The sequence below is a fragment of the Rhizobium sp. BK098 genome (genome assembly GCF_014193155.1).
Lineage (GTDB): Bacteria > Pseudomonadota > Alphaproteobacteria > Rhizobiales > Rhizobiaceae > Rhizobium.
On the sequence record NZ_JACHYY010000008.1, the window covers coordinates 261,418 to 285,641 of the forward strand.

General features: G+C 60.4%; 21 protein-coding genes, 1 other RNA gene and 1 pseudogene. 11 read left to right on the top strand and 12 right to left on the bottom strand.

Translation table 11 applies throughout. From position 1 onward, the window contains the following. Positions 1–33: 33 nt before the first annotated feature. The 3 genes from FHT73_RS21310 to FHT73_RS21320 all read right to left on the bottom strand — a co-directional run bounded on the left by FHT73_RS21310 (position 34) and on the right by FHT73_RS21320 (position 2,428). Positions 34–549, bottom strand: coding sequence for a DUF1465 family protein (locus tag FHT73_RS21310; RefSeq protein WP_069611865.1), 516 nt, complete (start codon positions 547–549; stop codon positions 34–36). 384 nt (positions 550–933) lie between these two features. Then, positions 934–1,125: a DUF1192 domain-containing protein gene (locus FHT73_RS21315; protein ID WP_069611864.1), complete on the bottom strand. Its 192-nt coding sequence runs from the start codon at positions 1,123–1,125 to the stop codon at positions 934–936. A 28-nt stretch (positions 1,126–1,153) separates the two neighbouring features. Beyond that, the gene (locus FHT73_RS21320) at positions 1,154–2,428 is read right to left on the bottom strand and encodes an MFS transporter (RefSeq protein WP_112335085.1); all 1,275 of its coding nucleotides are present in this window, start codon (positions 2,426–2,428) and stop codon (positions 1,154–1,156) included. A 224-nt stretch (positions 2,429–2,652) separates the two neighbouring features. Between FHT73_RS21320 and FHT73_RS21325 the strand changes: the two genes are divergently transcribed. Continuing rightward, positions 2,653–2,814, top strand: a complete 162-nt coding sequence (locus FHT73_RS21325; RefSeq protein ID WP_015341025.1) for a hypothetical protein — start codon at positions 2,653–2,655, stop codon at positions 2,812–2,814. 48 nt (positions 2,815–2,862) lie between these two features. On the opposite strand, the gene FHT73_RS21330 is transcribed toward FHT73_RS21325, so the two are convergent. The 7 genes from FHT73_RS21330 to tkt form a co-directional block, all read right to left on the bottom strand. Further along, positions 2,863–3,780 (bottom strand): PhzF family phenazine biosynthesis protein, encoded by a 918-nt coding sequence (locus tag FHT73_RS21330; RefSeq protein WP_183714653.1) that lies wholly within the window; start codon positions 3,778–3,780, stop codon positions 2,863–2,865. Between the two features lie 137 nt (positions 3,781–3,917). Beyond that, positions 3,918–5,180: a serine hydrolase gene (locus FHT73_RS21335; RefSeq protein ID WP_183714656.1), complete on the bottom strand. Its 1,263-nt coding sequence runs from the start codon at positions 5,178–5,180 to the stop codon at positions 3,918–3,920. 225 nt (positions 5,181–5,405) lie between these two features. Next, on the bottom strand, positions 5,406–6,608 hold the full coding sequence (locus FHT73_RS21340) for a phosphoglycerate kinase (RefSeq protein ID WP_183714659.1): 1,203 nt from the start codon (positions 6,606–6,608) through the stop codon (positions 5,406–5,408). 174 nt (positions 6,609–6,782) lie between these two features. Beyond that, entirely contained in the window at positions 6,783–8,633 is a 1,851-nt protein-coding gene (locus FHT73_RS21345) for a potassium/proton antiporter (protein ID WP_183714662.1), read from the bottom strand. A gap of 313 nt (positions 8,634–8,946) precedes the next feature. Further along, on the bottom strand, positions 8,947–9,531 hold the full coding sequence (locus tag FHT73_RS21350) for a putative glycolipid-binding domain-containing protein (protein ID WP_183714665.1): 585 nt from the start codon (positions 9,529–9,531) through the stop codon (positions 8,947–8,949). 2 nt (positions 9,532–9,533) lie between these two features. Continuing rightward, complete coding sequence (gene gap, locus FHT73_RS21355) at positions 9,534–10,544, bottom strand: type I glyceraldehyde-3-phosphate dehydrogenase (RefSeq protein WP_112609522.1); 1,011 nt, start codon at positions 10,542–10,544, stop codon at positions 9,534–9,536. A 63-nt stretch (positions 10,545–10,607) separates the two neighbouring features. After that, positions 10,608–12,590, bottom strand: a complete 1,983-nt coding sequence (gene tkt, locus FHT73_RS21360) for a transketolase (RefSeq protein WP_112335079.1) — start codon at positions 12,588–12,590, stop codon at positions 10,608–10,610. Positions 12,591–12,989: 399 nt separating this feature from the next. Here tkt and FHT73_RS21365 point away from each other — a divergent pair, with 399 nt between their 5' ends. The 3 genes from FHT73_RS21365 to ssrS all read left to right on the top strand — a co-directional run bounded on the left by FHT73_RS21365 (position 12,990) and on the right by ssrS (position 14,011). Then, positions 12,990–13,265 (top strand): DUF4164 domain-containing protein, encoded by a 276-nt coding sequence (locus tag FHT73_RS21365; protein WP_015341018.1) that lies wholly within the window; start codon positions 12,990–12,992, stop codon positions 13,263–13,265. A 47-nt stretch (positions 13,266–13,312) separates the two neighbouring features. After that, positions 13,313–13,690: a cell division protein ZapA gene (locus FHT73_RS21370; RefSeq protein ID WP_015341017.1), complete on the top strand. Its 378-nt coding sequence runs from the start codon at positions 13,313–13,315 to the stop codon at positions 13,688–13,690. A 162-nt stretch (positions 13,691–13,852) separates the two neighbouring features. Further along, positions 13,853–14,011: non-coding RNA, 6S RNA (ssrS, locus tag FHT73_RS21375), on the top strand. Between the two features lie 306 nt (positions 14,012–14,317). Here ssrS and FHT73_RS21380 read toward each other — a convergent pair. Both FHT73_RS21380 and FHT73_RS21385 read right to left on the bottom strand, forming a co-directional pair. Further along, positions 14,318–15,034: an SDR family oxidoreductase gene (locus tag FHT73_RS21380; RefSeq protein ID WP_183714668.1), complete on the bottom strand. Its 717-nt coding sequence runs from the start codon at positions 15,032–15,034 to the stop codon at positions 14,318–14,320. A 45-nt stretch (positions 15,035–15,079) separates the two neighbouring features. Continuing rightward, complete coding sequence (locus FHT73_RS21385; protein WP_183714671.1) at positions 15,080–15,898, bottom strand: SDR family NAD(P)-dependent oxidoreductase; 819 nt, start codon at positions 15,896–15,898, stop codon at positions 15,080–15,082. Positions 15,899–15,999: 101 nt separating this feature from the next. Between FHT73_RS21385 and FHT73_RS21390 the strand changes: the two genes are divergently transcribed. The 7 genes and pseudogenes from FHT73_RS21390 (at position 16,000) to FHT73_RS21420 (ending at position 24,124) form a co-directional block, all read left to right on the top strand. Beyond that, positions 16,000–16,863, top strand: coding sequence for a helix-turn-helix transcriptional regulator (locus FHT73_RS21390; RefSeq protein WP_183714674.1), 864 nt, complete (start codon positions 16,000–16,002; stop codon positions 16,861–16,863). A 71-nt stretch (positions 16,864–16,934) separates the two neighbouring features. Continuing rightward, a pseudogene (locus FHT73_RS21395) lies at positions 16,935–17,258 on the top strand (ATPase); the annotation flags it as partial. Between the two features lie 469 nt (positions 17,259–17,727). Next, positions 17,728–20,337 carry a bifunctional lysylphosphatidylglycerol flippase/synthetase MprF gene (gene mprF, locus FHT73_RS21400; protein WP_112335072.1) on the top strand — a complete coding sequence of 870 codons (2,610 nt, stop codon included), beginning with the start codon at positions 17,728–17,730 and terminating at the stop codon, positions 20,335–20,337. Beyond that, a complete protein-coding gene (locus FHT73_RS21405; protein ID WP_112399329.1) occupies positions 20,334–21,731 on the top strand; it encodes an AcvB/VirJ family lysyl-phosphatidylglycerol hydrolase in 1,398 nt (465 codons plus the stop codon). Before mprF ends, FHT73_RS21405 begins: the two co-directional genes overlap by 4 nt. A 143-nt stretch (positions 21,732–21,874) precedes the next feature. After that, on the top strand, positions 21,875–22,603 hold the full coding sequence (locus FHT73_RS21410) for an HAD family hydrolase (RefSeq protein WP_246712179.1): 729 nt from the start codon (positions 21,875–21,877) through the stop codon (positions 22,601–22,603). Between the two features lie 105 nt (positions 22,604–22,708). Continuing rightward, a complete protein-coding gene (locus FHT73_RS21415) occupies positions 22,709–23,296 on the top strand; it encodes a 5-formyltetrahydrofolate cyclo-ligase (protein WP_183714677.1) in 588 nt (195 codons plus the stop codon). Between the two features lie 3 nt (positions 23,297–23,299). Further along, positions 23,300–24,124 (top strand): YmdB family metallophosphoesterase, encoded by an 825-nt coding sequence (locus FHT73_RS21420; protein ID WP_183714680.1) that lies wholly within the window; start codon positions 23,300–23,302, stop codon positions 24,122–24,124. Positions 24,125–24,224 lie beyond the last annotated feature (100 nt).

Below are 24,224 nucleotides of genomic sequence, written 5' to 3' on the forward strand. Positions count from 1 at the left end.
CGACCGGTTCGAATTCATAGCCGATGGTAGGGCTTAGTTGCCGCCGAATGCGGTCTGCAGCAGGGTCAGCTGTGCCTTGACGCTATTCTGGTTGTCCGGAACGATGGCCGCTTCCGTAGGACGATAGATCTCGCGATCGAGGATGGCGACGCGGTTCTGCAGGCGCAGCGAACGCTCGACGAGATCGCGGAAGGATTCCGGCAGGTCATTCCAGCCGGGTGCCGTGCGGTCGACGTTGAAGCCGTCGAGGCGAACCTTGTTCTTTTCGGCCAGCACCTGATCGCGCGACATTTCGCCATTGTTGACGGCGCGCTGGAGCAGCAGCCAGGAGGCCATCTGCATGAGACGGGTCGTCAGCCGCATAGATTCGGCAGCGTAGAGTACGGAGGCCATGCGCGGCAGAACCTTGGAAGCGGCGCGGCCCTGGCCGTCGAGATAGCCGGCAGTTTCTTCGACCAGCGACATGCCTTCAGAATAGAGCGCCCTGAACTGCGCCGACGATGCGGCGTGGCCAGCAAAGCTGATCGTGTTCAATCCAAGTTCCGACATTGAATAAATCCCTGCTTCACGCAACACTTTTGTTCAGGAAAGGCCGGTCAAGTCCCTAAGAGCTTTCGGCATCCGCTTTTATGACTTTAAGATGGTTGTTTTAACTGAAATTCGCAAGGCGATTCTTAAGAAAGGGTTAATCTCCACAGTTTCGGCAAGGTCCGTGATACAGGACAAAAAAGAAGAGCCGCAAAAGCGGCTCTCAAGGTAAAACAGGGAGAAAAATCAGACCAATTCGCCAAGTGGAGGAACTGTCTGAGTCCAGAGCGAATCTGGATGGTCCTAGTAATATGTCGTAAAGCTTAATATTCAGTTGACCATGTCCTGATCCAGGACTGCGCCGCCCAAATTTTGTGCTGCGGCGATGCATCTTGGAACGATGTCTCAGAAGCGGAAAAGGCTATCAGCCGCCTTGCGGCCGGAGGTCTTGGTGGCGATTTCCTCTTCCAGCCGGGCGATCTCGCCCTGGAGCAATGCGACGCGGCTTTTCAGCTCGTCCACCGATAGTAGCGACAGGTCGCTGCCGATCTCGTGGGCGGACGGCTGCTTGGGACGATCATCATCGAATAGGCTCATTTCGGCTCCTCCTTCCCTTCAAGAGGGATCAAGTGCCGTAATTTACAGTTATATCGTCCTTTTTTGAAGTCTCGCTCCGCGCGAGCGACATACTCTCCGGCGTGATCATCTGTGCGTTGGCCGACGGCATGGTCGTATAGGCATCGCGATCGCCTGCCGGCTTTGCGGCGCGCATGCGGCTGCGGAAGATCGAATAGGAGGTAATCAGCACATGGGCGATGGCCGTGACGAAAAACAATGAGTAGGGGCCGATGGAGGACATGACCGGGCCGCTGAGCGTCGGGCCGATGATCGTGCCGATGCCGTAGAGCAGCAGCAGGCCGCCCGAAACCTTGACGAAATCCTCCGGCGCGGCGAAGTCGTTGGCATGAGCCACGGCGATCGGATAGAGCGTGTTGGCGACGGCGCCATAGATGACGACCATGCTGATGAGGAAAGCCGGGCTGCCCGGCTTCAAAAGGAAGAGCAGCAGGCCGTCGAGGGCTGCGATCGCCGCCATGCCCGCGAGCACATAGCGGCGGTCGATGCGATCGGAAAGGCGGCCGGCCGGCAGCTGCATGACGGCGCCGGCAAAGATGGTCGAACTCATCATCAGCGCGATATCGCTTTGCGAAAGGCCGGCCTTGGCGCCGAAGACGGCACCGAGAGTGCCGTATGCGCCATTGGCGATGCCGACAAGCAGGATACCGATCGAGGCGACCGGCGAATTGCGGTAGAGCGCCTTCAGATCGAGGCTGACGGCCTTCAGCGGCTGCGGCGAGGCTGCGGTCGACAGCGTGGTCGGCAGCATGGCGATACAATAGCAGATGCCACACACCATGAAGAGGATGGGCGTATGGACATCGGCAAAGGGCACCATCATCTGGCCGGCGACGGCGCCGATAAGGGTGATGCCGATATAGAGCGAGAAGATCGCGCCACGGCTTTCATTGGTGGCGCGTTCGTTGAGCCAGCTCTCGATGATCATCGAGGTGCCGGCCGTGCAGAAGCCGGTAACGGCACGCAGCGCCACCCACCAGATTGGGTCGACGATAATGCCGGTCAGAAGCGCGATAATGGCGATGACGGAGATGAAGCCCGAAAAGGCGCGCACATGGCCGATACGTCGGACCAGTTTTGGCGCCGTCAGGCAGCCGAGCACGAAGCCCGTTGCCCACGTCGTACCGAGCAGACCGAGCGTCGTCGTCGCATAGCCTTCCGCCGTGCCGCGCACAGGCAGCAGCAGGCTGTGCAGACCATTGCCCGTAAACAGGAACAGCGTGCCGAACAGCAGAGCGAGTACCGGCAATATGTTTCTTTTCATGCTCCCCACCTTCACGCGGCTCCGTTTGGGAGCCGAAAGACAGGATCGCGCCCTGCCTGTATTCGCTATTGATTGTGTCCCGGATTGCCGCTATCGGCCTGTAGAAACAGTCTGTTGGCGCGGAAAAATGTCCGTCGTATGACGATTAGAGCATGATCGCGAAAGGCGTGCAGCGGTTTTTGGTCGCGGCTGCTCTCACTCTTGCATAAATGGGGAAAAATAGCGTGACAAAAGCCATAGCGGTGCTGCTCCTGCTCGCCATGGCGGTGCACATCATCAAGCCTTTGGGGCTGCCGGGCCTGAGGCGCAGGGCTGATTTCTGGAAGATCGCCCTCTTCGCCTTTGCCATCTGGACGGTGGCGCTCGTTATCAACGAGGTGTTTTAGGGCATTCCAGACCGGTTTCGGGGCTTCAGCTCCGGCATGCGTCGCTTCCTATAGCCGGATCTCTCCGCGCATGACGAAGACGCTGCTGCCGGACAGCAAGACTTCATTTACCGTACCGGCAGATTTTTTGACGTCGACGCCGATGACGCTGCGTCTTCCCATTTCCACGCCCTGTTCAATGGTGATTTTTACCTCTGCATCCTGTGCAGGCAGCAGGGACGTGAGATAGGCGCCAATTGCGGCGGAGGCGCTGCCGGTCGCCGGGTCTTCCGTGACATTGTCGAGCGGCGCAAACATGCGGGCGCGGATAGCCCATGGATTTTCGGCGGAGCGTACGTAGAGAAAGAGCGAGAAACCGGTCTTGTCCTCTTTGTGCCGCACAGCTGCTTCGGCAAAAACGGCGGCATTCGGCCATGCTTTGCCAAGCGTTTCTAGGCTGTCCAGCTCGGCAAAGGCGAAAGGCAGGCCGACGGATGCGAAGGTCGGAGTATGGGTCGTATGGCGGATCGATTGCGGGTCGATCTGTACGCAGCGTGCAATGAGTTCGTCGGCAATCGTCTCGCCGACCGAAAGTCGGCCCGGCGCGCGAATGCTTGCGCCCGAGACCACGCCGTCGTTGCGCAACAACGTCACTTCCACAAGGCCGGCATCCTCTTCGAAAATCAGCGTGTCGCCCGTAGGCCTTCCGAAGATCGCCGGCTGCTGGCCGAGAACGAAGGCGGTGCCGACATTCGGGTGGCCAGCAAAGGGAATTTCTGATGTCGGCGTGAAGATGCGAACGCGCGCGGTGTGCTCGGCGTTTTCGGGCGGCAGCACGAAGGTCGTTTCCGAATAACCGAACTCGGCCGCTACCTTCTGCATGGCGTCGCTGCTGAGGCCACGCGCATCGGGGATGACCGCCAGCGGATTGCCGACAAAGCGTTCGGACGTGAAGACATCGACGGTGACATAGGCGATGGTGTTCATGGAGGCCCCCAGAGCTTTTGCAGATCTGCGAGGATTTAGCCGTTGCTCGGCGGATGCTGGAAGCGGGAACTTGTGCCGGTGACAACTTCACCAGCAGTGCATTAGCCGGAAAGTCGCGTCACGCAATGACGATCGCGTCAATTGTTCTGAAACTGCTTGAGCACGCTGGACCAGAGCTCGACAAGCTCCGCACTGCCTGTGTCGCCGGCCTTCGCACGTACGGCTGTGTGCACCAGGACCAGATGTGTTGCCGGATCGACGAGAATGCGCTGGCCGGCTCGTCCGTCCAGAAAGAACGTTCGGCGCGGACCGGGCATCAGCCAGGTCTGATAGCCGTAGCCCCAGGGGTTCGTTTCGTGATTGACAGCGAGGAACGAGCCCTGCTTTACCGGTTCCGTCGCATCCAATAGCCATTGACGCGGGATGATCTGCCGCCCGTTCAAGGCTCCGTCATGGGCGAGCAGCATGCCGAAGCGGGCATAGTCGCGAAGCGTCGCGCTGAAGCAGCAGTAGCCGACTTCCTGACCTGTTTTGTCGATCTGCCAGTTCGCGCTGGCTTCGGCGCCCATCGGCTGCCATATCCGGGTCTGAAGATAGTCCGCCATGCTCATATGGGTGGCGTGGGTCAGGACGAGGCTCAATCCTTCGGTATCGAGATTGCTGTAGTGCCAGACCGTATCGGGAGGCGCCACCCGCTTGTTGAAGCGGGATATGGCTGTGATGGGGTCGAGCTTTTCCGGGCCAAGCAGGGAATTGCTGAGGTGAACATTGTCGTCGGGGTTGCCGAAGTTTTCGGTAAAGGCAATGCCGGAGGCCATGTGCAGCAATGCGCGGATCGGCGTAACGCCCATCTCCGTGCCTTTCAGCTCCGGCACATAGGTCTCAACCGTATCGTCGATCGAACGGATGGCGCCTTCGGAAATTGCAATCCCGATCATCATGCCGGTCAATGTCTTTGCCAGGGATTGCGAGACAAAGTGGTCGTCATCGGTGCGGCCGTATTGATAATGTTCGAACAGGATCGTGTCGTTGCGAGCAATCAGCAATCCCGTGGTGGGATTGGTATCGAGATATTTCGACAGGGAGGCGGTCCCAGCGCCGAACGTGAACTTCACCGAAATCTCGGACGGGGCGCGTAAAAGCTGTAACGGATGCTCGGCGGGGGCGATCGTGTGCGTTGGCGCAAGCTGATCGGCATGGGTGAAGTTGCCGATCATGTTGCGTTGTTCGCTGAGCGGCAGACCGACGGGATAGCCGAGTTTCTCACCGTAAGCTTCCGCATCCGGTCCGGTCGGAGAAAACACAGGAACAGCTGCACGCACCTGTTGGGCTTGAGCAATATCTGTTTGAGCGACCAGGACTGCAGCAAGAACGGCGATAAAACTGCGCCAGGCCAGCATATGGCAACCCCTCTATTCGGCCCTTCATTATAATCGGACCTAGTGCCGCGCTTTTGTAACATCCGTTTGACACGGTTTGCTTTCCGATATCACAGCAAAGCTGATCTTGTCATTGTGGCATATGTAACTTGCCCTGTTCTGAACGTCGGACGTTATTGCCATAAAGCAAAAAGCCCCGGCCGCATCACGACCGGGGCTCTTCATTCATTCGAAGTGTCGGCTGATTTACTTGCCGGCCTGCAGAACAGCGACGCCGGGAAGGACCTTGCCTTCCATCCATTCGAGGAATGCGCCGCCCGCCGTCGAGACATAGGTGAAGTCATCGGCAACGCCGGCGTGGTTCAGCGCCGAAACCGTGTCACCGCCGCCGGCGACCGAGGTCAGCTTGCCGGCCTTGGTGCATTCGGCGGCATATTTGGCTGCCGCGACCGTTGCTGCATCGAAAGGCGTGATTTCGAAGGCGCCGAGCGGGCCGTTCCAGACGAGCGTGGTGGCGCGGCCGATCCAGTTATTGATCGCTTCGACCGATTTCGGGCCGACATCGAGTACCATGGCATCGGCGGGGATCGCTTCGATCGCGACGACTTCGTTTTCTGCGCCGGCCTTGAATTCGCGAGCGATGACGCCGTCTTCCGGCAGCACGATCGCGCAGCCGGCCGTTGCGGCTTCGATCATGATCTGCTTCGCGGTATCGGCGAGATCGTGTTCGCAGAGCGATTTGCCGACATTGGTGCCGCGCGCAGCGAGGAAGGTGTTGGCCATGCCGCCGCCGATGACAAGCGCATCGACCTTCTTCACCAGGTTCATCAGAAGGTCAATCTTGGTGGAAACCTTGGCGCCGCCGACGATGGCGACGACCGGGCGGACCGGATTGCCAAGGCCCTTTTCCAGGGCTTCAAGCTCTGCCTGCATCGTGCGGCCTGCATAGGCCGGCAGCAGGTGGGCGAGGCCCTCGGTCGAGGAATGGGCGCGGTGCGCGGCCGAGAAAGCGTCGTTGACGTAGATATCGCCATTGACGGCGAGCGCCTTGGTGAAGGCCGCGTCGTTCTTTTCCTCTTCCTTGTGGAAGCGGGTGTTTTCCAGCAGCAGGATGTCGCCATTGTTCATCTTGGCAACAGCGTCGGCAGCTGGGGTGCCGATGCAGTCGGAGGCAAAGAGAACGGCATGATCCAGAACTTCTTCGACCGTCGGGACGATAAGACCGAGCGAAAGGTCCGGGGAGGGGCCATCCTTCGGGCGGCCGAAGTGGGCAAGCAGAATGACCTTGGCGCCCTTTTCGGACAGTTCGAGAATCGTCGGGGCGACACGCTCGATGCGGGTCGCATCGGTGACCTTGCCATCCTTGACCGGCACGTTGAGGTCGACGCGCACCAGTACGCGCTTGCCGGAGATGTCGGTGAGATCGTCGAGAGTTTTGAAGGCTGCCATGGGAAGGATCCGATATTGTTGGTGGCGAAAAGCGCGCCGACCATACTACGGATGATCGGAGACGCAAGAACCGTTCGGCGTTTCATAGGATCGCCGAACGGTTCTATTTTCCTGGTTTTCGGCAATTCCGGACGGAAAGCCGTCATGCATTTTTCCGGGAATTGCTCAAGGCACTCAGGCGTCGTTTTTACCCGGTGTCGATTCGTCGGAAATAGCTTCATTGACGCGCTCGCGGCGCTTCTGCAGATAAGCCCGGATGCTCTTCAAAATATCATGGAGATTGATGAAGATCGGCATGATGACGGGCGGTTCCACCGCCTCGAGCGACATTCCGACGGATTGGATATGATCGTTCTCGTCGAGATCGCGGACGATGAGGATAATCTCGCCGAGGCGTACGCGATCCGCATAGTCGGCCTTGCCACCGAGGCGATGGCGCATGAGCTCCGCTATGGTCAGCCCCTTCTCCTGTTCGCTCAGCAATCCTGGTCCATAGGCAGCGTCGAGATCGGCGGCGGGGCGCAGCGGCGATATCGAGAAGGCACCGAAGAATTCGGCATCCTCGGGATCGACCGGCGCGCGGCTGGCGAAGATCCGGTCGAGAAGGCGCGAATAATTGGGAGAGACGAAAAGATAGACGATATCGTTTTCGCGCAGGCGGCCGGCGTATTGATAGCGCATGGATTTGCCGTCGCGAACGATGAGCGACGGTGTCGCCCAACGCGGAATGCGTTCGCCGCGCAGGACCGGGCTGTCCTTCACGACGCGATAGGAGAGGAGTTCGTGGTTGACCGTGCCCGGCAGGTCGACTTCGACCTTGTCGATCGCGCCCATGCGCGGGGGAACGATGAGGCCGAGGCGGCGCGCCATGGGTTTGATGGTCCAGCCCTGTACGAGCAGCGACACCAGCACGACGATGAAGGCAACGTTGAAATAGGTTTGCCCCGCCTGGAGGCCGCCGAGGATCGGCATGATCGCCAGAAGAATGGAGACGGCGCCGCGCAGACCGACCCAGGCAACGAAGCCGGTTTCCCGCTGCGTATAGTCGAAGGGCAGCACGCAGAGCCACACGGCGATCGGCCGGGCAACGAAGATCAGGAACAGCGCCAGCGCCACGGCCGGGATGGCGATTGCCGGAAATTCCGATGGGGTGGCGAGCAGGCCGAGCACGAGGAACATGATGATCTGAGCCAGCCAGGTCATGCCATCCTGGAAACGCTTGATCGAGGCGGAGGCTGGCAGCTTGCGATTGCCGGCATAGATGCCTGCGACATAGACGGCCAGGAAGCCGCTGCCGCCGACGGCACCGGTAAACGAGAAGACGAGGAGCGCCAGCGCCAGCACGAAGATGGGCGTCAGCCCGCGATCCGTCTCCAGCCGGCTCACGATGAGGACGATCATCATGCCGCCGAGCAGGCCAAGAATGACGCCCAGCCCCATCTGCTGGACAAATGTCGCGAGCATGGCGAGGTTGATGCCGGCATAGCCTTCGCCGCTTGCCAGGAGCTCGACCAAGGCAAGCGTCAGGAAGATCGCCATCGGATCGTTGGTGCCGGATTCGACTTCCAGCGTCGAGCGCACCTTGTCGCGAATATTGATGCCGCCGATGCGCAGCAGGAAGAAGACTGCCGCCGCATCCGTCGAGGCGACGATGGAGCCGAGCAGCAGCCCCTGAAGCCAGGTGAAGCCGAGCAGCCAGGTGGCGGCAAGGCCGAACAATGCGGCGGTTACGATGACGCCAACGGAGGCGATGGTCAGCGCCGGCGCTGCGGCGAGCTTGAAGGCCTGGATCGGCGTGCCGTAGCCGGAGTCGAAAAGAATGATGGCAAGCGCCAGGGAGCCGAGGATATAGGCGAGATAATTGTTGGAGAATTCGATGCCGAGGCCGTCCGTGCCGGCGGCAAGGCCGATCATCAGGAAGAGCAGCAGCAAAGGCGCGCCGAAACGGAAGGCGAGGAGGCTGGAGAAGGCTGCAATGAGTATGAGAACCGTGCTGATCAGCACGATAATGTAAAATGCCTCCACCTTTTCCCCTTTCCGTGCGCCGCTGCTGGGGCTAAAGCCCCGAATGCCGGAAACCCCCAGTGTCCATCATGCCGCCGCGCCTGGCAAATTGGCAAACACGGAAATCGTTCGGAGCAGAGTTCAGACAATGAAACTCTTTCCGACGACTGCATCGTCATGGTGTGATGCGCCTTGCCAGAACGGCAAAGCGGCGTGAAATAGCCTGGAAGACGTCCTGATTCAAAATTTACTGGTAAATCTGGACCATAGCAGGGCAGGGGATGAAAAATCGAAATGTTTTTAAGAGGATGCACGAGCGCACATTAGCAGGCGCTCAGACGGCGACGCGCCTGAAATAGATCGGATAATCGATTACCAGCCCATCCTCGTCGACCGGAAGATCGACGGTGAAATCCCTGTCTTCGGCGGCGTAGCGATAAAGTTTCCCCGGCGCGATGCAGGTGTAATGCTGGCCGTCGCGCACCGGCTCGAAGGTGTCGAACGGGATATAGAGCATGGAGAGCTTGGCGGCTCCGTCTTGCGGCGTCATCTCCAGCCGGCGGATCGGCAGGCTGTTGGTGAAGGGCGAGCCGTAGAGATCGATATCGACGCAGCCGTCGAACTGCGGCAGGGCCACGCCATCCTCGGTACGCCAATGTCCCTTGCCGTCAGAGATCAGCGCAAGACGGCGTCCGTCGGTGGTTTCGACCGAGAAGGAAAGAACGGCCCAGCCGGCGGAGCAATCGATACGGTAGGAGACACCATAGGGCGTGCCGCCGCGGCCACCAATAATAATGCCGGCGGCGCGGATAACCGCAGCGCCGGCATTGTCGATAGGAGCGATCGTTAGGTGCTCCAGCCCGTCTCCTTCCATGGGACGCCAGCGGACTGTCGTCGGAAGGAGCGGGCGGAAGGTCATGATCAGATCAGCTTTGCGAAGGCAACGGCCGTGTCGGACATGCGGCTGGAGAAGCCCCACTCGTTGTCGTACCAGGACAGGACGCGCACGAAGTTCCCTTCCATGACCTTGGTCTGGTCGGTCGCGAAGATCGACGAGTGGCTGTCATGGTTGAAGTCGCGGGAAACCAGCGGCTCGTCGGTGTAGCCGAGGATGCCCTTCAGCTTGCCGTTCGATGCAGCCTTGATGGCTTCGTTGATTTCGCCGACCGTCGTTGCCTTCTTGGCCACGAACTTGAAGTCGACGACCGAGACGTTTGGCGTGGGAACGCGGATCGAGGTGCCGTCGAGCTTGCCCTTGAGGTGCGGCAGAACGAGACCGACAGCCTTTGCGGCGCCCGTCGAGGTCGGGATCATGGACAGGGCTGCGGCGCGGGCGCGGTACAGGTCCTTGTGCATGGTGTCGAGCGTCGGCTGGTCACCGGTGTAGGAGTGGATCGTCGTCATGAAGCCATGGTCGATGCCGACGGCGTCGTCGAGAACCTTGACCACCGGCACCAGGCAGTTCGTGGTGCAGGATGCGTTGGAGATGACCAGGTGCTCCTTGGTGAGCTGGTCATGGTTGACGCCGAAAACCACGGTCAGGTCGGCGCCGTCGGCAGGAGCCGAAACGATGACGCGCTTGGCGCCGGCCGTCAGGTGAGCGGCAGCCTTGTCGCGGGCGGTGAAGATGCCCGTGCATTCCATGGCGATGTCGACGCCGAGATCGCGGTGCGGCAGGGTTGCGGGGTCCTTGATCGCCGTGACCTTGATCGGCTTGCCGCCGCCCACGATGATCGAGTCGCCTTCGACCTTCACTTCGGCGGGGAACCTGCCGTGGATGGAATCGTAACGCAGCAGGTGAGCATTGGTCTCGACCGGGCCGAGGTCGTTGATGGCAACGACTTCGATGTCGGTACGGCCGGATTCGACGATTGCACGCAGGACGTTACGGCCGATGCGGCCAAAGCCGTTGATGGCTACTTTTACAGTCATGAATGTCACTCCCTTTCATTCAGGGTGTTTATCTATTGGATTTGAGAGCGCTTGTCAGCGCCCTCAGGAAAGCTTTGCCTCAGCGGCGGCGACAACAGCCTCGGTGGTGATGCCGAAGTGCTTGTAGACGTCCTTGTATGGAGCCGAAGCGCCAAAGCTCTTCATGCCGATAAAGGCGCCTTCCGGTCCAATGAACGCATCCCAGCCTTCGCGAACGCCGGCTTCGACGGCAACCTTGACCGGCGAGTTGCCGATGACTTCCTTGCGGTAGGCGTCCGGCTGCTCGAAGAAGAGCTCGGTGCAGGGAACCGAAACGACGCGCGTAGAGACGCCCTTGCCTTCAAGAACGGTGCGGGCGGCAACGGCGAGTTCGACTTCGGAGCCCGAAGCGAAGATCGTCACCTTGGCATCGGCATTGCCGGCCAGCGTGTAGGCGCCGAGTTCGCAGAGGTTCTTCTCGCTGTACTCGGTACGGGCGGCCAGCAGGTTCTGACGGGTCAGAGCAAGGCCGGACGGACGGTTGGTCGTCTTGATGGCGATTTGCCAGCATTCGGCCGTTTCCGTTGCGTCCGCCGGGCGGAAGAGCTGGAAGTTCGGGATAGCACGCAGGCTGGCGACCTGCTCGACCGGCTGGTGGGTCGGGCCGTCTTCGCCGACGCCGATGGAATCATGCGTCAGGACGTGGATGGCGCGGATGCCCATCAGAGCGGCGAGGCGCAGCGGCGGACGGCAATAATCCGAGAAGATCAGGAAGCCGCCGCTATAGGGGATGAGACCGCCGTGGAGCGCGATGCCGTTCATGGCAGCAGCCATGCCGTGTTCGCGGATACCCCAGTGCATGTAGCGGCCGGAGAAATCGGTCGGGGTGATCGACTTCATCTGGCTGGTCTTGGTATTGTTCGACGGCGTCAGGTCGGCGGAGCCGCCGAGCGTTTCCGGAATGAAGCCGTTGATGATTTCCAGCGCATCTTCCGATGCCTTGCGGGTTGCGAGTGTCGGCTTGGTTTCCGCGAGCTTCTTCTTGTAGTCGCTGATGGCGGCGTCGAAGCCGGCAGGCAGCTTGTGATCGAAGCGGCGGGTGAACTCTGCCTTCTTGGCCGGGTCGGCGGCAGCGAGGCGGCCCTCCCAGGCTTCGCGGGTGCCGACGGAACGTTCGCCGGCAGCGCGCCATTCGCCGAGGATGTCGTTCGGAATGACGAAGGGCTCATAAGGCCAGTTGAGCGCAACGCGGGTCGCGGCGATTTCCTCGGCGCCGAGCGGCGAGCCGTGGACCTTGTGGGTGCCCTGCTTGTTCGGAGCGCCGAAGCCGATGATCGTCTTGCAGGCGATCAGCGTCGGGCGGTCGGACTTGTGAGCGGCTTCGATGGCGGCGCTGATGGCGGCCTGGTCGTGGCCGTCGACCTCGATCGTATTCCAGTGAACGGCCTTGAAGCGCATGATCTGGTCGGTCGAGTCCGAAAGCGAGACGGCGCCGTCGATGGTGATGGAGTTGTTGTCCCAGAACAGGATCAGCTTGTTGAGCTTGAGGTGGCCGGCCAGCGCGATCGCTTCATGGCTGATACCTTCCATCAGGCAGCCGTCGCCGCACATGGCGTAGGTGTAGTGATCCTGAAGCTCGGCGCCGAACTCTTCGCGCAGCTTGCGCTCGGCGATCGCCATGCCGACAGCGTTGGCAATGCCCTGGCCGAGCGGGCCGGTGGTGGTTTCGATGCCGGTGGCGTGACCATATTCCGGATGGCCGGCGGTCTTGGAGCCGAGCTGGCGGAAGCGTGTGAGCTCATCGACCGTCATGTCCGGATAGCCGGTGAGGTAGAGAACCGAATAAAGCAGCATCGAGCCGTGGCCAGCCGACAGAACGAAACGGTCACGATCCGGCCAAAGCGGGTTCTTCGGGTCGAAGCGCAGATATTTGCTAAAGAGAACGGTGGCGACATCAGCCATCCCCATCGGCAAACCGGGGTGACCGGAATTGGCCTTCTCGACAGCATCCATGGCAAGGAAACGGATCGCATTTGCCATCCGGTCGTGTTGTTCGCGAGAGTTCATGGGTTTTTCCGCAGTGTTCCGGGTTCGGGGGATGGCCGCACGCTTGGGAGGGAGGCCATCGGTTAAAGGCGGGTGAAGTGAGGCGCTCTTCCGAACGCCATTTCCAACGTCGCCTCAGGCGGTCGAGACATAGCAGTTAGGGCGAGCAAGTCAACAAATCGAGGGCTCAATCCGACTCCCTTGCGGCAATTTTTTAACATTTGCCCGTTCACTTTTACAAAAGACGACAATCATGCGACAAGGCCTGTGCAGACGGCAAAGGCGGCATTCATCCACAGAATAGGGGCCCTGCCACATGACAGCCTTTATTGACGTGCTGTTGCCGAGTTGAATATTGTTGCGAAATCAGACAAGTGGCCGGATGTTTTGATTCGGGCCTTGCGCGGAGAAGCGAAGGGTATGACACCTTCAGGCAAAACGGTGGACGCGGCGCTCGCCCAGTTGCGCCAGGCGCTTTCGACTTTGGAGAGTGCCGTCGACGGACGGTTCGAGCGGGAACGGGCGCAGAGCGATATAGAAGGCGAGGTCCGCAGGGTTCACGCCGACCGGTCGCGCCTTGCCCAGGAATTGGATCAGGCCGAGTTCCGGGCGAACCGGCTCGAAGAAGTCAATCGTGAAGTGTCGCGCCGGCTGGTTACGGCGATGGAAACCATAAGAGCCGTGCTGGACCGCTGATCCCTCGGGAGGCAGCCGTGCCGGAGCGGCAGTGATCGGAAAGTCGAATGGCGCAAGTAACGGTAACGATCGACGGCAAAGCCTACCGGATGGCCTGCGAAGAGGGGCAGGAAGACCATCTGACGGATCTTGCCAATCGCTTCGACCGCTATGTCCTGCATTTGAAGAGCCAGTTCGGTGAAATCGGCGATCTCAGGCTGACTGTCATGGCCGGGATCATGATCATGGACGAGGTATCGGAATTGACGCGACGGGTCTCCGCGCTGGAAGCCGAACTGGAGTCCCTGACCAGCAATCGTGATACGACGCTCGCTGCCAATGCCCGCGCCGAGGAAACGCTCGCCAGTGTGATCGACGAGGTGACGACACGCATCCACGGCATCACCGAAAAGCTCCTGGAGCGGCCGGGCATCGAGCAGGTCTAAAGCGCGTCGCGAGCTTTCAGCCTCGCTTCTCTCGCTTTAGATTCGATTTTGCGCATGTCGCGCAAAACCGCTGCTCACTTTGCGCAACATGCTTTGAGTTATTTCTGCGGATGCCCGATGCGGCCCTCTGGTGCAGCGGCACAATTCGCTCTATATAGTTCAGGCGGTCTGCGCTTCCCGACAGGAACCACAATCCCTGGGGCCATACTCGATCCAAAGGGAGCTGTCCCTGACCAGGCCCGTGGGCCTGGACACACGGTGCCCACCTACGTTTGTAGGCACCCAGGATCGTAAACATCCATCGGTCGTCGTGGATCGCTCTTCAATTTTCCGGACGATTGCCAAGGAAAACGCCGCGCAGTTCTATCGCTGCGCTGGCAACTTTCGTCCGCAGATAGGCACAGCGTTCAAGTTCGGTGTGAATGCTTGCGCTGCGCAGCCGCGGCAGATCTTGGTGGGTAATCAAGCCCACCAGGCGCGCGACCGCCCTTCAGCCGCGCCCCGCTTCGAAGGTTCTTCAGCGGCTCAGTTCGATCCATCTGGTCCAAATCCTCACGCATTTGCGGGCGGGTGACCAAAACAGCTGAGGACGCCATCGCCGCTGCCGGCTGGCGATGGCTCTGGAGATTATTGACCGAGGCGGATGCCGCCGTCACAAATCAGCGTGTGGCCGCTCGTAAAGCCGTTGTCGATCAGGAAGGCGATGGCTTCGGCTATTTCCTTGGGCTGACCGACACGACCGACGGGTGCGCGCGCTGCGAAGCCGGCAAACGTCGGCTCTTTCTGATCTGCGCTCAGGAAGTCCCACCAGGGCGTGTCGACAACTCCCGGTGAAACGCAGTTCACCCGGATCGGCTTGAGCTCGACGGCGAGAATCGGCGCCAAGGCGGCAATGGCGGCATTGATGGCTCCGAGCCCTGCGGTTCCGGGCATCGCCGCCTGTGCCGATACGGCGGAGACGAAGGTGATGCTGCCTTGCTTCGACAGATAGGGCAAGCAGGCCTGGGCGCAGGCGAAATGCGCCATCGTCTTCTGCTCGAAACCTTTCCTGACGTCGGCGAGATCGACCGTGGCGAAAGGTCCGGCGCCATTGCCTCCGCCCAATGCCAGGACGAGATGATCGAGAGGGCCGATTGCTTCAAAGGCGGCGGGAAGACCGGCGAAGTCGGCTGCATCCATGGTGATTGGCGTAAGATCGCCATTCAGGTTTTGTACTGCAGCCTGGAGTTTCGCCTTATCGCGGCCAGTGATCGTGACGCGATAGCCTTTTTCGAGAAGATGGGCGGCAGTCGCAAGACCGATACCGGAGGAGCCGCCGACAATAGCGACGTGTTGAGACGACATGGAAGTCTCCTTTCTAGAGGCTGGGGAGGGGCAAGGAATAAGGTCTTAGACCAGGCCGGTAAGGCTTTGGCTGAGTGTTCGCAGGTTGCTGCGGGCAGTTGCGTCATAGGCTTGGGCAGAGGCGCGCGATGGGCGCAGTCCGTCGTAATAGAGGCCGGTGTGTCCTTCCATAGCGGTGCCGGCGGCCAGATTGAGGATGGCATCGGCCCCTTGCTCGACCGTGCTTAGCGGCGCAACGCCTGCCTGGCGCACCATGGTCGTGTCCATATAGGTCGCCGGGTGCAGGCAGTTGGCGGTGACGCCGGAGCCGGCAAGCTCTTCGGCGAGATCGAAGGTGAACATGATCTGCGCCAGCTTGCTCTGGCAATAGGCGCGCACGCCGCTATAGCCGCGCGTCAACATGACATCGGAGAAGTCGATGGCCTGCTGGCCGACGGAAGATACATTGACGATGCGGGCGGGAGTGCTTGCCTTCAACAGAGGCAGGAGCTGGCGCGTCAGCAGGAAGCCGGCAAGATAATTCACCGCGAAGCGCAGTTCGTATCCGTCTCGGCTTACCTGGCGCCCTGTGACGCCGCCACTGGTGCCGATGCCGGCATTGTTGATCAGAACATCGAGGCGATCGTAGTCGCGCTCGATGGCGTCGGCCAGAGTGCGGACCTCTTCCAGTGAGGAAAGGTCGGCGAGGTAATAGGCCGCTTTGCCGCTCTTGTCCTGAATGCTGGAGACCAGTTCTTCCGCGCGGGTCTTGTCACGGCCGTGAACGATCAGTCTAGCACCTGCCGCTGCCAGTCGTTCCGCAACCCTGCGCCCGACACCATCCGTCGAGCCTGTAATCAGAACCGTCTTGCCGCTCATATCCATAGCAACCGCCTTCTCGTTGTCTGCATGATGATATTTGGCAGCTTGCGGATGCGGCAAACAGTTCTGACTTTATCCTAGTATTGATCCTGCTATGATAGGTCATGACCATCAACCAGAGCCAGACCATTCTCGAAGCCAGGCGTCGCGAGTTCGGCGCCTTTCTGCGCTCCCGCCGGGAAAAGCTGACGCCCGCCAGCGTAGGGCTTCCGGAGGGGTTCCGGCGGCGCACGCCGGGGCTCAGGCGCGAGGAAGTGGCGCTGCTCGCCGGTGTCGGCACCACCTGGTACACTTGGCTGGAACAGGGGCGGGACGTTCGTCCCTCCGCAGAGGTTCTATCGGCGCTGGCCGACGCGCTGCGGCTCGATCCGGTCGAGCGGCGGCATCTCTTTACACTGAGTGATCGGCCATCTGTTGACACCCCGTCGCGCGGGCCTGAGGAAGTGCCGGATGCGCTTGTGCGCATGCTTGCAAGCCTTGCCGGCCAGCCGGCCTATGTTCTCGGCCGCCGTTGGGATGTGCTGGCCTGGAATGCCGCGGCTGTTGCAGTTTTCGGTGATTATGCCCTGCTGCAGGGGGATGCGCGCAACAGCGTCCATCGGGTGTTTACCGACCCTGCCCACCGGCAGCTTCTTGTCGATTGGGAGATCGTGGCGGCGAATTCGCTGGCGATGTTTCGCGTCGACAGTGCCCGTTACGCCGGCGATCCTGATTTCGAACGGCTGATCGCTGCCTTGATGCAGGCGAGCCCCGAATTTCGCGCCTGGTGGCCGAGGCAGGATGTGCTGCGGCCGCTGACGGGTCACAAGCGTCTGCGCCATCCGGAGGGCGGCTTGATGACATTCGAATATACCGCGCTTGCCGTCATGGACCGTGCCGACATGAAGCTGGTCGTTTATACACCGCTCGAAGAGGACGGGACGAGCGACAGGCTGAAACGTCTGTTGGGCCGCGCCAGCGTAGCGTAATCCGGCTTTCTCCGAACCCAACCGTCTATTTTAGCTCTCCAGATCGTTCTTCAGCTGATCGAGGATGGAGCGGGGCGAGCGCGCCCCTGGTGGCGGGAACGACCGTCATCTGGTGGAAGAACGCCGCCGTCGAGGTCAATGAGGTGGAGGCCAACAAGCGCATCGTCTTTCACTGGGACGGCGGCACCGGCGAGGATGGCGGCACGCTTGTCATCATCGAAGAAAGCGGCTGGCGCGAGGACGAGGCCGGCCGTCGCGGCACCTATCTGAACTGCGAGGGCTGGACGCAGATGCGCTGCTGCATGAAAGCCTTCGTCGAATACGGGATCAATCTGCGCGAAGGGTTCTTCCTCAGCGAGATGCGCGGCGATCCGGCGGAGGCGCCGGATCGCTGAGTTCCGGCAAACCCGTATCGCCGGTCACTATCGTCTCGATCCCTTTCCTGGCTATCGGTCAGTGGCCCGGTGCCGATTTCGGCGCCGGGCCTATCTGTTTCCGGATTCTGCTACCGGGGAGGGCGGTTGATGCCGTGCGATGGATATCCATCTCACGTTGTAGTAGGCTTCGGACAATCGGAAGAAGGGCGGTATTGGCGGTGAGGGCGCTCAGGATGGGATGGGAATATCACTTTTGTGTGTGGATAAGCCCAAAAGCCGGGTGAATGACAAAATCCTTTAAATAATAAGAGATTCATTGCTGGCGGGACGGGGCCTGCGCCAAAATTGCCTAAATTCAGAACGATGGAGCGCGCGTCACAACGGGCTTGTCGAAAGAAGTGTATACGGCAACTCGAAGACGCGTCGTCGATGTTACTGAATATCCGGACAGTCGGAACCGGCGAAGATCACTATAAACAGGTAGAGCATGTCGAGCCCAATCGATCTGGAAAATGCCGATGAGGAATTGGAAGAGCGTGGCGGCATCGTCGGTCTGTTGAACCGCTATCGCGCGCTGATTGTCGCCGTTCTTACAGTCGCCGTCTTCTGCATCGCCGCCTATGCGATCTACGACCTGACGACCGAGGTGCGCTATGATGACGTCGTACATGCCCTGACGACGACGAAGATCTCCTCGGTGCTGCTGGCGCTGCTGTTTACTGGCCTGAGTTTTGCCTCCCTGATCTTCTATGACCAGAATGCGCTGGAATATATCGGCAAGCGGCTGCCGTTTCCGCATGTTGCGCTGACCTCCTTCAGCGCCTATGCGGTCGGCAACACGGCTGGTTTCGGCGCGCTCAGCGCCGGTGCGATCCGCTACCGCGCCTATACCCGGCTGGGGCTGTCGCCTGACGACATCACCCGCATCATCGCCTTCGTCACGCTCGCCTTCGGTCTCGGCCTGGCGTCTGTCGGCGCCATGGCGCTTCTGGTCATCGCCGACGAGATCGGTCCGCTGATCAGCGTCGATGGCTTGTGGCTGCGGCTGATCGCTATCGCCATTCTCGCGGCGCTTGCGTTCGTAGTCTATGCCGGCCGCAATGGCCGCGAAGTGCGTATCGGCCCGGTTGCCGTGCGTCTGCCGGATTCGCGCACCTGGTCACGGCAGTTTCTGGTCACTGCATTCGATATCGCAGCCTCGGCCTCCGTGCTCTATGTGCTGTTGCCGGAAACCTCCATCGGATGGCCGGGCTTCTTCGCAATTTACGCGATCGCCGTCGGGCTTGGCGTGCTCAGCCACGTTCCGGCCGGCTTCGGCGTATTCGAGACGATCATCATCGCCTGGCTCGGCAGTTCCGTGAATGAAGATGCCGTTCTGAGCTCTCTGGTCCTCTATCGCGTCATCTACAACGTCATTCCGCTCGTCATCGCCATTGCCGCGATCTCGGTCGCGGAGCTGCGCCGTTTCGTCGATCATCCGGTGGCTTCGAGCATGCGCCGCATCGGCGCGCGCCTGATGCCGCAGCTATTGTCGGCTTTTGCGCTGCTGCTTGGCATGATGCTGGTCTTTTCGAGCGTGACGCCGACGCCGGATCATAACCTGATCGTGCTATCGGACTATCTGCCGCTGTCCTTGGTCGAAAGCGCTCACTTTCTATCGAGCCTTCTCGGGCTGGCAATCATCGTGGCCGCCCGTGGCCTCAGTCAGCGTCTCGACGGGGCGTGGTGGGTTTCGACCTTCTCGGCGTTGTTCGCCCTGTTCTTCTCGCTGCTGAAGGCCATCGCCATCGTCGAAGCCGGTCTGCTGGCCTTCTTCGTCTTTAGCCTTGTCGTCAGCCGTCGCCTGTTCAAGCGGCCGGCCTCGCTGCTTAACCAGACGCTGACGGCCGGTTGGCTCACGGCCATCGCGGTCGTCTGCATCGGCGCCATCGTCGTGCTGTTCTTCGTCTATCGCGATGTCGGATACAGCAACGAGCTTTGGTGGCAGTTCGAATTCGCCGATGAGGCGCCGCGCGGGCTTCGCGCAGCGCTCGGCATTTCCATCGTGTCCTCGGCGATCGCGATCTTCAGCCTGTTGCGTCCGGCAACGAAGCGGCCGGAGCCTGTCAGCGATGATGCGGTGGCGCGTGCCGTGGAAATCGTCCGCAAGCAGGGCGTTGCCGACGCCAATCTGGTACGCATGGGCGACAAGAGCATCATGTTCTCGGAAAAAGGCGATGCCTTCATCATGTATGGCAAGCAGGGTCGCTCATGGATCGCCCTGTTCGATCCGGTCGGCCCGCGCCAGGCGCTGCCCGATCTGATTTGGCGCTTCGTTGAGACGGCGCGCGCTGCCGGTTGCCGCTCGGTCTTCTACCAGATCTCGCCGGCGCTTCTCTCCTACTGCGCCGATGCAGGCCTGCGGGCATTCAAGCTCGGCGAGCTTGCCGTGGTCAATCTTGCCAATTTCGAGCTCAAGGGCGGCAAATGGGCCAATCTCAGGCAGACGGCGAGCCGCGCGGTGCGCGATGGACTAGAATTTGCCGTTATCGAACCTCAAGATATACCCGATGTGCTGGATCAGCTCGCCCATGTCTCCGATACATGGCTTGCCGATCACAATGCCAAGGAAAAGAGTTTCTCGCTCGGCGCGTTCGATCCGGATTATGTGTGCTCGCAGCCGGTCGGCGTGTTGAAAAAGGATGGTAAGATCGTCGCTTTTGCGAATATTCTGATGACGGAGACCAAGGAGGAGGGATCCGTCGACCTGATGCGTTTTTCCCCTGATGCCCCGAAGGGTTCGATGGATTTTCTGTTCGTGCAGATCCTCGAATACCTCAAGGGTGAGGGATTTCAGCGTTTCAACCTTGGCATGGCGCCGCTGTCGGGCATGTCGAGACGGGAATCGGCGCCGGTTTGGGACAGGGTCGGGGGAACTGTCTTCGAGCACGGCGAGCGCTTCTACAATTTCAAAGGGCTTCGTGCCTTCAAATCAAAATTCCATCCCGAATGGCAGCCGCGCTACCTGGCTGTTTCGGGAGGGGTTAGTCCAATGATCGCGTTGATGGATGCCACATTCCTCATCGGGGGCGGACTTAAGGGGGTCGTGAGGAAATGATCTTGAAATACGCAATGTCATTGGCTTTCGCATGCGTGCTGTCGACGGGCCTGCTGATGTCGGGCCAAGCACGGGCTGAAGCCGACGATACAAAATATGATCTGGGCATGATCCCGGCGCCGCACATCATGCGACCGCACGGCAAGGTTTCGAACGAAGTTGTCCTAATTTCCGATCTCGCCGGCTGGGGCGACAAGGAGAAGGCTGTTGCCGACAAGCTCGTCGCCAATGGCTCGCTCGTCATCGGCATCGACTATCCGTCCTTTCTGGCCGCGCTCAACAATTATGACGTCAGCAAGAATGACGGCTGCATCTATATCGTCTCGGATCTGGAGTCGCTCAGCCAGCAGGTGCAGCGCTCCTTTGCCGACAGCACCTATCAATTGCCTGTTATCGCCGGTGTCGGCGCCGGTGGCGCCATGGCGCTGACGATCGCGGCCCAGACCCCGGATGCGACCGTTGCCGGTACGCTGGCGGTCGACCCGACTGCCGGTATCGGCCTGAAGCAGGAACTCTGCACGCCGGCCGAGAAGAAGACTGACGGCGATATGGTGTCCTTCGGTCTGCAGGAAGGCGCGCTGCCCAATCCTATTCTCGTGACCTTCACGGCGAATGCGCCGAAGGATGGCCGCGACCACGTTGCAGACATCCAGAAGGACCATCCCGAAGTCCAGACTACGGATTCCGACAATGCCGATACCTATGCGACGCTGGAGGCTTCGCTCGCCGATCTGATGAAGACGATCGACAGCTCGAAGTCGCCGCTTGGATTGCCCCTTGACATCATGGAGACGACGCCGACGGAGGACACGCTCGCAATCGTCTATTCGGGTGATGGTGGCTGGCGCGACATCGACAAGGAAGTCGGCAGCTACCTGCAGGACCAGGGAATCCCGGTCGTGGGCGTCGATACACTGCATTATTTCTGGACCGAGAAGGATCCACAGCAGACGGCCAACGATCTCGGCCGGATCATCGACTTCTACACCAAGCGCTTCAAGGTCAAGCATGTGGTGCTGGTCGGTTATTCCTTTGGCGCCGATGTGCTGCCGGCGAGCTATAATCGCCTGCCTCAGGCCGAAAAGGACAAAATCGTCCAGATGTCGCTGCTATCCCTGTCGCAGAAGGTCGATTATGTGATTTCGGTCATGGGCTGGCTCGGGGCTTCGAGCGCGGGCAAGGGCGGCGATCCCGTCAACGACCTCAAATCGATCAATCCAAAGATGGTGCAATGCGTCTACGGCAAGGACGATGACGAGGATGTCGCCTGCCCGCTGCTGAAGGGCACGGGTGCGGAAGTCATCGCCATGGATGGCGGCCATCATTTCGATGACGATTACGAAGCCCTGGCGAACCACATCATCAACGGTCTGAAGAGCCGCCTCGGTGAATGATGCCTCCGGCGCGGCAGCTCTTGCCGCCGCGCGCCCTTTCTCGTCTTTCGCAGCCATCTGTCTCGAGCTGACTTTTCCTGCGCGTTCGGCGCAGCATTTATTTGCTTCTTTCGACGGCTGCCGTTAGTCGGGAAGGGCATATCATGAGCGCTGCGTTTGCCGCAGCCGCTCACCGTCTTATCCAGAAAGGTCCGCCCTTGTCCGCCGCATCGAATTCCGCCTTCGCCAAGACCTATTCCGGCTTCCTGTTCGATATGGACGGCACGATCATCAATTCGATTGCTGCTGCAGAACGTGTCTGGGGCAACTGGGCACGCGCCCAGGGTCTTGATGTCGAGAAGTTCATGCCGACCATGCATGGCAAGCGCGGGGTTGATACGATCGGTCAGTTGAATCTGCCCGGCGTGGATCCGGTCGCGGAAGCGCTGAAGATCACCGAGGCCGAGATTGCCGATGTCGAGGGTGTGATCGCGCTGCCGGGCGCCGTCGATTTCCTCGCGTCTTTGCCGCCGGAGCGCTGGGCGATCGTCACCTCGTCGCCCTATCAGCTGGCGCTGGCGCGGCTGGATGCCGCCGGGATCCCGGTTCCGCGCTTCATGGTCACCGCCGAAGACGTGAAGGTCGGTAAGCCCGATCCGCAAGGTTACATCCTCGGGGCGCAGCGCCTCGGCCTCAGCCCGTCGGAATGCCTGGTGTTTGAAGACGTCTTGGCCGGTGTCAAGGCCGGCGAGGCGGCTGGTGCGGATGTGGTGGTCATCACGGCGACGCACTCGCATCCGATCGAGACCAATCATACGACGCTGCAGAATTATGAAAATGTTCGCGCCCATGTGGATGGCAACGGAAAATTGTCGATCATCCGCAAAGGCTGATGCAGCCCACTCCTTTCTGCGACCACGGCATGTCGCTTTCGCGCTTTGCAATGGGCTGCCGGCTCATTATGTTTTTGCGATAATATAAACTTTCGCGAAGATCCAATGACTCCCAAAGAGCTGAAAGCCCGATATCGCAACGAGCGCCTGGCGGCACGGGACGCCATTCCGGCTGAAGACCGTATTGAAAAGGGCCTGGCCATGGTGGTGCATGGTGGCGACGCCATCGATATCAGGCCGGGAGATATCGTCTCCGGCTTCCTGCCGATCCGTTCGGAAGTGGATATAAGGCCATTGATGGCGCGTCTGCGGGAGCGTGGGGCGCGGCTCTGCGTGCCTGTGATCCTCGACCGCAGCACGATCGTCTTCCGGGAGCTTGTCGCCGGGGTGCCATTGGTTCCGGTTGGATTCGGGACTTCCGGTCCGGGACCTGAAGCGGCGGTGCTGGACCCGGATATCATGCTCGTGCCGCTTTCGGCCTTCGACAGAAGCGGCCATCGCATAGGCTATGGTGCCGGTCATTACGACCGTGCGATCGAACGCCTGCATCAAAAAGGGTTGAATCCGCGGCTGATCGGCATTGCATTCGATTGCCAAGAAGTGCCATCAGTGCCGGCTGAGCCGCATGATGTCCGTCTTGACGCGATTTTGACCGAGAGCGGACTCAATTTCGTTTCGGAAGTGATTGGATAGCGAATGCGCCTGCTTTTTCTGGGAGATATGGTCGGCAAGACAGGACGGACCGCGGTGTGGGACCGCCTGCCGGGCCTCGTATCCGACCTGAAGCTCGATTTCGTCATCGTCAACGGCGAGAATGCTGCCGGCGGCTTCGGCATCACCGAGGACATCTTCCTTGAGACGATCAATGCCGGCGCTGACGTCGTGACGACGGGCAACCATGTCTGGGACCAGAAGGAAGCCGTCGTTTTCTGCGAGCGTCACGACCAGTTTCTGCGCCCTGCCAACTATCCGGCCGGCACGCCCGGCCGCGGTTCCGGCCTCTACTATGCCCGCAACGGGGCCCGCGTGCTCGTTGCCAACATCATGGGCCGCGTCTTCATGCATCCGGAGCTCGACGATCCCTTCAAGTCGGCGGAAGCCATCCTCGATGTATGCCCGCTGAAAGAGCAGGCGGATGCCATCGTCTTCGACTTCCATGCGGAGGCGACGAGCGAAAAGCAGTGTTTCGGTCACTTCGTCGATGGCCGCGCGAGCTTCGTCATTGGCACGCATACGCATGTGCCGACTGCGGATGCACAGATCCTGAATGGTGGCACCGCCTATATGTCGGATGCTGGCATGTGCGGCGATTACGATTCCTCGCTCGGCATGGAAAAGGAAGAGCCGCTCAACCGCTTCATCTCGAAGATGCCGAAGGGACGTTTCGAGGCAGCGTCGGGGCCTGCCACCATCTGCGGCGTCGGCGTCGAGATTTCTGACGCGACGGGATTGGCTGAGAAGATCGCGCCGCTCCGGCTTGGCCCAAGGCTTGCGGAAACCATTCCGGACTTCTGGCGCTGATCGCTGCCCGGTAATTCAGCATCACCATAAGATGACGCGATTGTGAGCAATCCTGTCTGATTGCCGCTGGACCCGTTTCCGGTCATGCCGCATCCTTCGG